Raw genomic sequence first — 10,692 nt, 5'->3', positions numbered from 1 at the left:
CGGGCATGATCCGATTGCTCATCCGCACGGTCGTCAGCCTCGTCTCCGCTGCCATCGGCCTGCTCGTGGCCGATGCCGTGCTGGACGACCTCGAGGTCACCACGTCGGGCTTCATCATCACGGTGGTCATCTTCGCGCTGGCCCAGGCGATCCTCGCACCGGCCGTGTTCGTGGCGGTGCGACGGAACGCCGAGGCGTTCCTCGGCGGCGTCGGCATCGTGTCCACGCTCGTGGCGCTCTTCGTCGCGACCCTGTTCGGCGATGCTCTCACGATCGACGGCCTGAGCACGTGGCTGCTGGCCGCGGTGATCGTGTGGCTGGCGTCGGCACTGGCGTCGTTCCTGGTGCCGTTCCTGCTCGTGAAGGCGGGCGTCGAGAACGCCCGCGAGCGCAGGGCCTGAGACTCAGTCGGCGAGGTCGACCACGACGGGTGCATGGTCGCTGGCACCCTTGCCCTTGCGCTCCTCGCGGTCGATGAACGCTCCCTCGACGCGCGCGGCCAGGGCCGGCGACCCGAGCACGAAGTCGATCCGCATGCCCTTCTTCTTCGGGAAGCTCAGCTGCGTGTAGTCCCAGTACGTGTACACGCCCGGGCCGGGGGTGTGCGGCCGGACCACGTCGGCGTAGCCGGTGTCGACGATCGCCGCGAACGCGGCACGCTCGGCGGGCGACACGTGGGTGCGCCCCTCGAAGACGGCCATGTCCCACACGTCGTCGTCCTGCGGCGCGATGTTCCAGTCGCCGGTCAGTGCGATCTGGGCGTCGGGGTCCTCGGCCAGCCACGCCTCGCCGGAGGCGCGCAGCCGCGCCAGCCAGTCGAGCTTGTAGGCGTAGTGGGCGTGGTCGAGGTCGCGCCCGTTGGGCACGTACAGGCTCCACATCCGCACGCCACCGCACGTGGCGCCGATGGCGCGCGGCTCGAGCAGGTCCTCGAACATCGGCTGGTCGACGCCGAACGAGCGCTCGACGTCCTCCAGGCCGACGCGCGAGATGATCGCGACACCGTTCCACTGGTTGACGCCGACATGGGCGTACTCGTAGCCCAGCGCACTCAGCTCGAGGGCCGGGAACTGGTCCTCACGGCACTTCGTCTCCTGGATCGCCAGGACGTCGACGTCATGGCGTTCGAGCCAGCTGACGACGCGACCGATGCGGCTGCGGACGGAGTTGACGTTCCACGTCGCGATCCGCATCAGAAGTCGACTCGCAGGGGGTAGGAGGAGTTTCCGTCGGCGGGGGTGTTCACGCCCAGGACGTGGGTCAACTGGATCTCGTTCCTCTCGAAGGCCAACCTCGATCCTGCCATGTAGAGACCCCACACCTTGGCCCGGCCCGGGGTGACCTCGTCGAGCGCCTCGTCCCAGTGATCCACCAGGTTCTGGCACCACGCCTTGAGCGTCAGCGCGTAGTGGTCGCGCAGGTCCTCCAGGTGGCGCACCTCGAATCCGGCGTCCTGCATCGCCGTGACGATGGTGCCCGCACCCGTCAGCTCGCCGTCGGGGAACACGTACCGGTCGATGAACTGTCCCGCGTTGGCCGGGCCCGTGTTGTCGCGGCGCGTGATGCAGTGGTTGAGCATGCGACCGTCGACCTTGACCCTGCTGCGGGCGAACTCGAAGTAGGCGGCGTAGTTCCGCACGCCGATGTGCTCGGTGAGGCCGATCGAGCTGATGGCGTCGAACCCGGTCTCGGTGACGTCGCGGTAGTCGCTGTGGCGCACCTCGGCCAGGTCGGACAGGCCCTCGCGCTCGATCGCGGCCCCGGCCCAGGCGGCCTGCTCGCGCGAGAGCGTGACGCCGAGCGCCCGGACGCCGTAGTGCTGGGCGGCGTGGCGGACCATGCCGCCCCAGCCGCAGCCCAGGTCGAGCAGGCGGTCGCCGGCCTTGAGGTCGAGCTTGCGGCAGATCAGGTCGTACTTCTCGCTCTGGGCCTCCTCCAGACTGGCATCGGCCTTCGGGAACACCGCGCACGTGTAGGTCATCGACGGGCCGAGCACCAGCTCGTAGAAGCGGTTCGAGACGTCATAGTGGTGCTCGATGGCCTCGGCGTCGCGCGTCTTGCTGTGCCGCAGGCCCTCGAGGGCCCGGCGCCACTTCGGCAGGTGCTCCTCCGTGGGCGGCGTGGGCGGCTTGAGGTTCCCCAGGCCGAGGCTGCGGACGATCCGCACCATCTCCGGTGCGCTCGGCACCCGGAAGCGCAGACGGCTCATGAGCGCGACCATGATGTCGTAGGGGTCGCCGGGATGGACGCCGTCGATCTCGAGGTCACCCGAGACGTAGGCGCGGGCGAACCCGAGGTCGCCCGGGGCGGTCATGAGGTAGGCCAGCCCTCGCTCGTTCAGCAGGCGCAGGCGCAGGAGGGAGTCCTCGGGGCCCAGCGAGCTGCCGTCGAACGCCTCGAACCGGATCGGCATGCCGTCACGGAGCAGCCGGTCGAATGCCTGAGCGATCGTGAGTCGCGTCTCGGATGCGATGCTCATGAGTTCCTCACCGCCTTGTCGTACAGAGTGTGGAGTCGGGCCTGCGGGTCGTACTGGTCGCGCACGCGGTCGAGGCCCGCGGTGTCGTAGAGGGAGTCGAAGGTCTGCCGGTCGTAGAACGCCTCGGAGTACAGCGACTTGTGGCCGCCGAGCCGGTGCACCTCGGCCTCGACGCGGCGGTTGACCGTGCCGGGCGCGGTGCCGGCCGGCACGACGACCGTGCCCCAGAAGCCGACGTTCACGTAGACCTCACCGGGCGCCAGCGGGTAGGTGGGCCAGGCGCGGCGGGTGCGCAGCGGGCACAGCCAGACGGGACGCATCCCGACCTCGCGGTCGAACCACGTGAGGAAGTCGTCGAGCCGCTCCAGCGGGACCTCGATGTCCTGGATGACGCGCTCGCGGCCCGGGACGGCCCGGACCTGGTCGAGCAGGCGGCTGATCCCCACCTTGGAGTCGAGCCCGACGATGCGGTGGTAGACGTCGCTGCGGCGCCAGCGGCGCGGCCAGACCCGGCGGACGAGCGGGTGCTGCGCACCGAACGCGCCCGAGCACCAGAACCAGTCGGTGTCCCAGCGCCACAGGTAGTCGTGGATCGTGAGGACGTCGTCGGCGCGCTCGCGGATCGAGCGGAAGAAGACGTCCTGGCCGGTGTAGTCGCTGGTGGGCCCGGCACCGTCGGTGAATTGCGCCAGCGTCAGGTAGACCTCGTCGGGCGTGAACGCGGTGCCGTCGACCGCGTCGACCGCCACCCCGTCCCACGTGCCCGCGTCGGCGATCTCGGCGATGGCCTTGGCCGCGTCGACGACGGACGCGAACCGGACGTGCCGCAGCCGCACCTGGGCGGGGGCCGGCTCCAGGGCGATCCGCAGCCGCACCGCGTAGCCGAGGCTGCCGTAGGAGTTGGGGAAGGCGGCGAACAGCGCGGCGTGCTCGTTGTCGGGCGTGGCCGTGACGATCTCGCCCGAGCCGGTGAGGACGTCCATCTCGAGCACCGCCTCGTGGGGCAGGCCCAGCCGCAGCGACGTGGACTCGATGCCCAGCCCGGTGACCGCTCCGCCGAGGGTGATGGTGCGCAGCTGCGGCACCACCGTGGGCATCAGGCCGTGGGCGAGAGTCTCGTCGACGAGGTGCTCATAGGTGCACATGCCCTGCACGTCGGCCGTGTGCGCGACCGGGTCGATCGCGATGACTCCATCGAGGCCCGAGACGTCGAGGCCGGGACCGTCAGGGCGGGACCGCGGCCGGAAGAGGTTCGACGTGCGCTTCGCGAGGCGGACCGGCTGGTCGGGCGGAATCGCGTCCCACGAGGCGCGGAGTGCGGCGACGGCGTTCGCGTGCTTCGTCCACCCTCGCATGCAAGCAGGCTAGCGCTGCGGACCGACGAGCCGCCAGACCAAGATCTCGGCGCCCTCCCCGGCGAGTCGGAGCGTCGTTGCGCCGTCGACACGCAGCTCGTCGCCGGCGTCGAGTCGGGTGCCGTCGACCGTGGCCGGGCCCCGGGTGACGTGCAGGAGCGCGCCACCGTCGGCGACGACCTCGATCGGGGCCTCGGCGGGACGCGCCACGAGCAGCCGGGCGTCGGCGTGGACGGGCACCGTCTCGTGCAGTCCCGGGCCGTCGGGGACCTGCACCTGGGCGTACTCGGGAGCGTCCCCGTTGCGGCTGCGCAGCATCATCTGGACGAAGCGCAGCGGCGCGGAGTCGCTCGCGTTGCGCTCGGCGTGGGTGACGCCCGAGCCCGCGCTGAGCCGCTGGGCCAGGCCCGGGGCGACCTCGCCGCGCTGTCCCGTGGAGTCCTCGTGGGCGAGCACCCCGTCGAGGACCCACGTGACGATGTCGGCGTCGGCGTGGTGGTGCTCGTCGTAGCCGGCGCCCGGCGCGAGCCGCTCCTCGTTGATCGCGACGACCGGGCCGAAGGCGACGTTCGCGGCGTCGTAGTGCCTGCCGTACGAGAACGAGTGGAGCGTCTCGGTGCCGTCGGCGACGGTGCGGTAGCGCTCGGCGGCCCGCCGGACGACGCGCTCAGGCATAGCCGAGCTCGTGCAGTCGGGCGTCGTCGATGCCGAAGAAGTGCGCGATCTCGTGGACCACGGTGATGCGGACCTCCTCGACCACGTCCTCCTCGGTGTCGCAGATCGCGAGCGTGGGGTGGCGGTAGACGAAGATGCGGTCGGGCACGACGCCCGCGTACGTGGAGTCGCGCTCGGTCAGCGGGATGCCGTCGTAGAGCCCCAGCAGGTGGGGGTCGTGCGGCGGCGCGTCGTCCTCGATGAACAGCACCACGTTGTCGAGCAGGTCGGCCAGCTCGGCCGGCACCTCGGCCAGCGCGGCGGTCACCAGCTGCTCGAACCGGTCCGCGTCGAGGTCGATCACGCCCCGAGTCTAGGAGGCGCCCCGCAGCGCTGGCAGTGACGTTCGCGGGGGCGACACGCCGGCGTGAGCCCCTGAAACGTCACGGCCACCGCGTCGGACCGGAGCGACAGGTTGCCCTATGCTGGTCTGGTTGTCCGGCCCCCTTCGTCTAGCGGCCTAGGACGCCGCCCTTTCAAGGCGGTAGCGCGGGTTCGAATCCCGTAGGGGGTACTTCCGACGCACCGTCCCCGACCCGATCTGCTGCCATGCCTTCACGCACCTTGCCTCCCGCCGCACCCGCGGAGGACGAGTCCCCCCGCCTGCACTGGGCCGCCATGACCTTCACGATCCTCGTGATGATCGGCGCCGCCGTCGTCGGGCTCACCGCGGACGACCACTTCACCCGGCTCACGATGGCCGCGAGCGTCGTCGGGTGCATCGCGCTGTGGCAGACCCTGCGCGACCCGGTGGTGCTGACGGGCCTGACCATCGTGATCCTGGGTGCCGTCCTGGGCTGGGGCCTGGACTTCTACGACCGCATCTGGTGGTACGACGATTTCGCGCACTTCACCTTCTCGCTCGTGAGCACGATGGGGATCGCCCGGCTGGTGCTGCATCGGTACCGCGCCGACACGGCCGCGCTGCTGCTGGTCGCGCTGTGGCTGTCGTGGCTCGGCATCGGCTCGCTGTGGGAGATCGGCGAGTGGGCCTCGGACCAACTGCAGTCGACCCACCACTCGCGCGGCTACGCCGACACGATGCTCGACATGATCCTCAACTCCACCGGGTCCGCAATCGGCATCGCGATCTACTGGCGCTGGCTGCGCACCCCGGCCGACGTCGCGAGTGTCACCGCCCCGGAGCCGCAGCCCCGCTAGGTTCGAGGGAACCGACCTGCGGAAGGCACCACCATGAGCTTCGACACTCCCCGCGGAACACGCGGCAAGAAGAGCACGAGCAACCCCGTCGTCCGTCTGGTCAACCGGTTCATGGTGCGCAAGGCCCGGCGATCGGAGTCCGCGAAGCTCGGCCCGATGAGGATCCTTGCGCTGACCACGGTCGGCGCGAAGAGCGGCGAGCGGCGCGAGGTGCCCGTCGCGTGGTTCCCGGGTGGCGACGGCTCGTGGCTCGTCGTGGCCTCGGCCAACGGCGCCGCCAGGAATCCAGCCTGGTACCACAACATCGCCGCGCACCCGGGGAACGTGACGATCGAGATCGGCGACCGCAAGATCGACGTGACGGCCGAGCAGCTGCACGGCCAGGAGCGCGCCGACGCCCTGGCCTCGATCATCGCCACGGCGCCGAACTTCGCCTCGTACAACGACAAGACGGATCGCGAGATCCCGGTCATCCGGCTCACCGAGCGCCCCGCCCCGCAGGGCTGAGGCGCCCGACGAGGCGTCAGGCGCCTGCGACGTCGATCACGTAGCGGCCGCGCACCTGGCCGGCGAGGATCTTCTCGCTGAGCTCGGGCAGGTCGGTGAACGCGGCGTCCACGGCCACCTCACGGAGGTCGTCCGCCGTGAAGAGCTCGTCGAGGCGAGCCCAGGCCTGCGCCCGAGCCTCGGGCGTCGCGTGGACGCTGTCGACGCCCAGCAACGCGACGTTGCGCAGGATGAACGGCATCACCGTGGCGGGCAGCCCGTGACCGCCGGCCAGTCCGCACGCGGCCACCGACCCGCCGTACGAGATCTGCGACAGCACGTTCGCCAGCGTCGTGCCGCCGACGCTGTCGACCGCGGCGGCCCAGCGCTCCTTGGCGAGCGGGCGCGGCTCGCCGGAGAGCTCGTCGCGCGCGATGATCTGCGCGGCGCCGAGGCTCGTCAGGTACGGGTGCTCGCTGTCCTTGCCTGTGGCCGCGTGGACCTCGTACCCGAGGCGGGACAGGATCGACACCGCGAAGCTGCCGACGCCGCCGGTCGCGCCGGTGACCAGCACCGGACCGTCCTCGGGCTTCACGCCGGCCGCCTCGAGCCGCAGCACGCACAGCATGGCCGTCAGGCCGCCCGTGCCGACGGCCATCGCGCCCCACGGCCCGAGCCGCTCGGGCGCCGCCACGACCGACTCCGCCTCGACGCGCTGGTACTGCGAGTAGCCGCCCGGGCGGGTCTCGGACAGCTCGGCGCCTGTCAGCACGACCTGGTCGCCCTCGGCGAAGCCACCGCCGGCCTCGACCACCTCGCCGGCCAGGTCGATGCCGCACGTCAGCGGAAACGTCCGGACGACGCCCGGCTTGCCGAGCATCGCCAGGCCGTCCTTGTAGTTGAGCGACGAGTGGGTGACCCGCACGAGCAGGTCGCCCTCGCCGAGGTCGTCCCGGCTCAGCGTCACGAGCTCGGCGGGCTGCTTGGGCGCGGTGACCTGGTAGGCCTGGAAGGTGGTCTCGGGCATCGGGATGTCTCCTGGGGCGAACGACGGCGTGGACGGTGAGGACGGAACTGCTTCCCGTCCCACACTGGCAGGCTCGCGGCGTCCTCGCGCAGTGGGCTCGGTTCCTGGGCGCGGCCGGGCCATGATGAGTGCACGCTGCTCGGGCGCAGCGCTCACCGACGGAGGTGCCCATGGAGCAGGAGGCAGCGACTTCGCTGTTCTGGATCAGCCTCGCGATGGTCGCCGCGCCGCTGCTGGCCCGGCTCGTCCGCGGTCGTCTGGTGCCGGAGGTCGTCCTGCTGCTGGGGCTGGGACTGGTGATCGGCCCCTTCGCCCTGGACCTGGCCGGGATGGACCCGGCGATCGGCATGCTGCGCGAGCTCGGCCTGGCGATGCTGTTCCTGCTCGCCGGCTACGAGATCGACATCGCGGAGCTCACCGGTGGCGCGGGCCGCCGCGCCATGCTCACGTGGTGCCTCTGTCTGGCTCTCGCCTTCGGCGCCGTGGCGCTGCTGCTGGGCGATCGCGGCTCCGGGGAGAAGGACATCGCGTTGGCGATCGCCCTCACCTCAACGGCCCTGGGCACGCTGCTGCCGATCCTGCGTGACGGGGGGATGCTCTCGACCCCGGTCGGCGCGTCGGTGCTCCGTCACGGCGCGTTCGGCGAGCTGGGTCCGATCGTCGCCATCGCGGTGGCGCTCGGTGCCCGCGGCTCGGTGGCGTCGCTCGTGGTCCTCACCGTTTTCGTGGCCATCGTGGGCTTCCTCGCGGTCGTCGTGCGACGACTGCGCGTCGGCGAGAGCCGTCTGCGCGCAGCGCTCCAGGAGGGCGCCGAGACCACGTCCCAGCTGCCGATCCGCCTGACGATGCTGCTGCTCGTGTCGCTGGGGGCCGTGGCCGTCGCGTTCGAGCTCGACATCGTCCTGGCCGCCTTCGCCGCCGGCTTCCTGCTGCGCTTCGCGATCCCGGAGGGGTGGGAGCTCATCGAGCACAAGCTCGACGGGATCGCCTACGGATTCCTCATCCCGATCTTCTTCGTCACCTCGGGGATGGCGATCGACCCGGGTGCGATCGTGGCGGCCCCCGCGACGTTCGCGACGGTGATCGCGCTGATCCTGCTCGTCCGCGGCGTGCCCGTCTTCCTCGCCTCGCGGTTCACGGGTCCCGCCGACGAGCGCTTCGAGAACCGCGACGCGCTCTCGATCGGCTTCTACGCCGCCACCGGCCTGCCCATCATCGTGGCCGTGACCTCGGTGGCGGTCGACAGGGACCTCATGTCCACGGCCGACGCCTCGCTGCTGGTCGCTGCCGGCGCCGTCACCGTCCTGATCTGCCCGTTGCTCGCCCGGCTCGTCGGCGCACCGCGGGTGACCGCCCCCGAGGAGCCGGGTCGCTAGGGTCGGATCGTGCCCGCCGGACGCTTCGCACCCTCGCCCTCGGGCGACCTGCACCTGGGGAACCTGCGCACGGCGATCCTGGCGTGGTGGTTCGCCCGGTCGACCGGCCGCCCGTTCCTGGTGCGCGTGGAGGACCTCGACCGGCAGCGCTCGCGTCCGGAGTTCGAGGCCAGCCAACTGGCCGACCTCGCGGCGCTGGGCCTCGCGTGGGAGGAGCCGGTCGTGCGGCAGTCCGAGCGCGACCCGCTGTACGCCGCGGCGCTCGAGCGGCTGACCGCGGAGGGCCTGACCTTCGAGTGCTTCTGCACCCGGCGCGAGATCGCGGAGGCCGTCAGCGCCCCGCACGCGCCGCCCGGCTCCTACCCCGGGACGTGCCGCGACCTCGACGAGGCCGAGCGCGCAGCGCGCCGGGCCGAGCGCCCGCCGGCCGTGCGGCTGCGCGCCCGCGAGCGCACGTGGACGATCCGGGACGCGCTCCACGGCGAGATCACCGGACACGTGGACGACCTCGTGCTGCGCCGTGGCGACGGCGCCCACGCCTACAACCTCGCGGTGGTCGTGGACGACGCGGACCAGGGCGTCGACCAGGTCGTGCGCGGCGACGACCTGCTGCACGCCGCCCCGGCGCAGGCGTACCTCACCCACGAGCTGGGAGTCGCGCCGCCGACCTACGCGCACGTGTCCCTCGCCCTCAACGCCGAGGGCCGGCGGCTGGCGAAGCGCGACGGCCCGGTGACCCTGCGCGACCTCTCCCCCGAGCGGGCCTGGGACCTCATCGGCGCCTCCCTCGGGGTCGGTGCCAGGTCGCCCGAGGCGCTGCTCGACGAGCTCGACCTCGCATCCCTCCCGCGCGAGCCGTGGGTCGTCACGCTGTGAGGGACCCCGTTTTGGAGACTCGGAGAACCGTCGGGTAGGCTTGCGGTCGCGGTTCAACCGCACAGCATGAGGCCCCGTGGCGCAGTTGGTTAGCGCGCCGCCCTGTCACGGCGGAGGTCGCGGGTTCGAGTCCCGTCGGGGTCGCCAGTGCTGAGAGCCCCGCCCGAATGGGCGGGGCTCTCGTCATTCCCGCACCCGTGCTCAGCCGGGCTGACCGAACACCTCGGCCTCCAGCGCGGCGAACTTCCGGCGCGAGAGCGCGTGGACGACGCGCAGCGGCGGCCCGCCCAGGTTCAGCACCCGGTGCTCGGCGTGAGCCGGCAGGCCCTTGAGCGCCCACGGCACGAAGAAGCGCGCCTCCGCGAGGCTCTGCTTCGAGCGGAAGCGGGTGCGCTCGAGCTCCTCCCACTCGTCGCCGCCGAGGTACCGCTGGAGGATTGCGACCGCCGCCGACTCCTCGTGGGCCAGGTGGAACCCCAGCACCTCGACGAGGTCCCCGAGGGTGTCGCACAGCAGGTCGTGGGCGCGCTGGTCGGCCGCCTGCGACAGCCGCTCCAGCTCGGTGGTCGCGGCGGTGAGCAGCGGGTCCAGCACGGCGTGCTCGGCCTCCATCTCCTGCAGGACACGCTCCGACGCCGTGTCGGAGGCCGCGCGGACGCGCTCGAGCAGCAGCGGCCAGAGGATCTCGTCCTCCTTCGTGTGGTGCTGGTGCAGCTCGTGCGTGAACCGCTGCCAGCGTTGCGCCAGCAGGGTCCACCGGGCACTGTCACCCGTCGCCGTCGTCGCGGCCGCGCGGTCGAAGTCGCGCAGGTCGCGGCGGAAAGCGTGGTGCAGGACGTACATCATCGTCATGTCGGCAGGCCCTTCCGGAGCGGCGGCCTGGCCGGGGAGCAACAAGGGAGCGGGGGTCATGGTTCTTCTCTCGTCTCGGGTACGGCGACCGGTGGCACGGCTGTCGTCCGTGCGAGCCGGTACGCAGGGAGGGAGACGCGACCGCCGCCGCTGATACGTCCGGCCGATTTCTGCGCGTCCCGGCGGGTGCGGTAGGGTGAACGTCGCTCGTCAGAGCACGGCCAGGTAGCTCAGTTGGTACGAGCGTCCGCCTGAAAAGCGGAAGGTCGCCGGTTCGACCCCGGCCCTGGCCACCACCTTGATATCCCCGGTCCCCGACCGGGGATTCTCTCGTTCGTCGCAAATCCGTTGGAGGAGCGGCCGCCT

General features: G+C 71.6%; 12 protein-coding genes and 3 tRNA genes. 8 read left to right on the top strand and 7 right to left on the bottom strand.

What is annotated here, in order from left to right; genetic code table 11:
• Positions 1-5 precede the first annotated feature (5 nt).
• Positions 6-401, top strand: coding sequence for a phage holin family protein (locus ACY1JX_RS11660; protein WP_462564064.1), 396 nt, complete (start codon positions 6-8; stop codon positions 399-401).
• A gap of 3 nt (positions 402-404) precedes the next feature.
• Here the strand turns inward: ACY1JX_RS11660 and ACY1JX_RS11655 are convergent, their stop codons facing one another.
• Genes ACY1JX_RS11655 through ACY1JX_RS11635 form a run of 5 tightly spaced genes read right to left on the bottom strand, consistent with a single transcriptional unit; the run spans position 405 to position 4,852 of the window.
• Positions 405-1,193, bottom strand: a complete 789-nt coding sequence (locus tag ACY1JX_RS11655; RefSeq protein ID WP_286931038.1) for an exodeoxyribonuclease III — start codon at positions 1,191-1,193, stop codon at positions 405-407.
• Entirely contained in the window at positions 1,193-2,479 is a 1,287-nt protein-coding gene (locus ACY1JX_RS11650) for a class I SAM-dependent methyltransferase (RefSeq protein WP_462564063.1), read from the bottom strand. The genes ACY1JX_RS11655 and ACY1JX_RS11650 overlap by 1 nt, the downstream gene beginning before the upstream one ends.
• Positions 2,476-3,834 (bottom strand): FAD-binding oxidoreductase, encoded by a 1,359-nt coding sequence (locus tag ACY1JX_RS11645; protein ID WP_462564062.1) that lies wholly within the window; start codon positions 3,832-3,834, stop codon positions 2,476-2,478. The genes ACY1JX_RS11650 and ACY1JX_RS11645 overlap by 4 nt, the downstream gene beginning before the upstream one ends.
• Before the next feature lie 9 nt (positions 3,835-3,843).
• A complete protein-coding gene (locus ACY1JX_RS11640; RefSeq protein ID WP_462564061.1) occupies positions 3,844-4,509 on the bottom strand; it encodes a pirin family protein in 666 nt (221 codons plus the stop codon).
• Positions 4,502-4,852, bottom strand: a complete 351-nt coding sequence (locus tag ACY1JX_RS11635; protein ID WP_078699288.1) for a metallopeptidase family protein — start codon at positions 4,850-4,852, stop codon at positions 4,502-4,504. The genes ACY1JX_RS11640 and ACY1JX_RS11635 overlap by 8 nt, the downstream gene beginning before the upstream one ends.
• 137 nt (positions 4,853-4,989) lie before the next feature.
• Between ACY1JX_RS11635 and ACY1JX_RS11630 the strand changes: the two genes are divergently transcribed.
• The 3 genes from ACY1JX_RS11630 (at position 4,990) to ACY1JX_RS11620 (ending at position 6,216) form a co-directional block, all read left to right on the top strand.
• Positions 4,990-5,062 (top strand) — tRNA-Glu (locus ACY1JX_RS11630).
• A 35-nt stretch (positions 5,063-5,097) separates the two neighbouring features.
• A complete protein-coding gene (locus ACY1JX_RS11625) occupies positions 5,098-5,709 on the top strand; it encodes a hypothetical protein (protein WP_286931034.1) in 612 nt (203 codons plus the stop codon).
• A gap of 33 nt (positions 5,710-5,742) precedes the next feature.
• Positions 5,743-6,216 carry a nitroreductase/quinone reductase family protein gene (locus ACY1JX_RS11620; RefSeq protein WP_286931033.1) on the top strand — a complete coding sequence of 158 codons (474 nt, stop codon included), beginning with the start codon at positions 5,743-5,745 and terminating at the stop codon, positions 6,214-6,216.
• 16 nt (positions 6,217-6,232) lie between these two features.
• On the opposite strand, the gene ACY1JX_RS11615 is transcribed toward ACY1JX_RS11620, so the two are convergent.
• On the bottom strand, positions 6,233-7,222 hold the full coding sequence (locus ACY1JX_RS11615; protein WP_286931032.1) for an MDR family oxidoreductase: 990 nt from the start codon (positions 7,220-7,222) through the stop codon (positions 6,233-6,235).
• Positions 7,223-7,392: 170 nt separating this feature from the next.
• Between ACY1JX_RS11615 and ACY1JX_RS11610 the strand changes: the two genes are divergently transcribed.
• From ACY1JX_RS11610 to ACY1JX_RS11600, 3 genes are all read left to right on the top strand, one after another.
• Positions 7,393-8,598: a cation:proton antiporter gene (locus ACY1JX_RS11610; protein WP_286931031.1), complete on the top strand. Its 1,206-nt coding sequence runs from the start codon at positions 7,393-7,395 to the stop codon at positions 8,596-8,598.
• A gap of 9 nt (positions 8,599-8,607) precedes the next feature.
• Positions 8,608-9,474, top strand: a complete 867-nt coding sequence (gluQRS, locus tag ACY1JX_RS11605; RefSeq protein ID WP_286931030.1) for a tRNA glutamyl-Q(34) synthetase GluQRS — start codon at positions 8,608-8,610, stop codon at positions 9,472-9,474.
• Positions 9,475-9,544: 70 nt separating this feature from the next.
• Positions 9,545-9,621, top strand: a tRNA-Asp gene (locus ACY1JX_RS11600).
• Between the two features lie 54 nt (positions 9,622-9,675).
• Here the strand turns inward: ACY1JX_RS11600 and ACY1JX_RS11595 are convergent.
• Entirely contained in the window at positions 9,676-10,386 is a 711-nt protein-coding gene (locus ACY1JX_RS11595; RefSeq protein ID WP_286931029.1) for a hemerythrin domain-containing protein, read from the bottom strand.
• A 159-nt stretch (positions 10,387-10,545) separates the two neighbouring features.
• Here ACY1JX_RS11595 and ACY1JX_RS11590 point away from each other — a divergent pair.
• Positions 10,546-10,622, top strand: a tRNA-Phe gene (locus ACY1JX_RS11590).
• Positions 10,623-10,692: the final 70 nt, after the last annotated feature.

The sequence above is a fragment of the Aeromicrobium sp. JP4 genome, assembly GCF_054957925.1.
The sequence above is the reverse complement of the archived record's forward strand: the minus strand, read 5'-3'. Positions and strand labels throughout refer to the sequence as shown.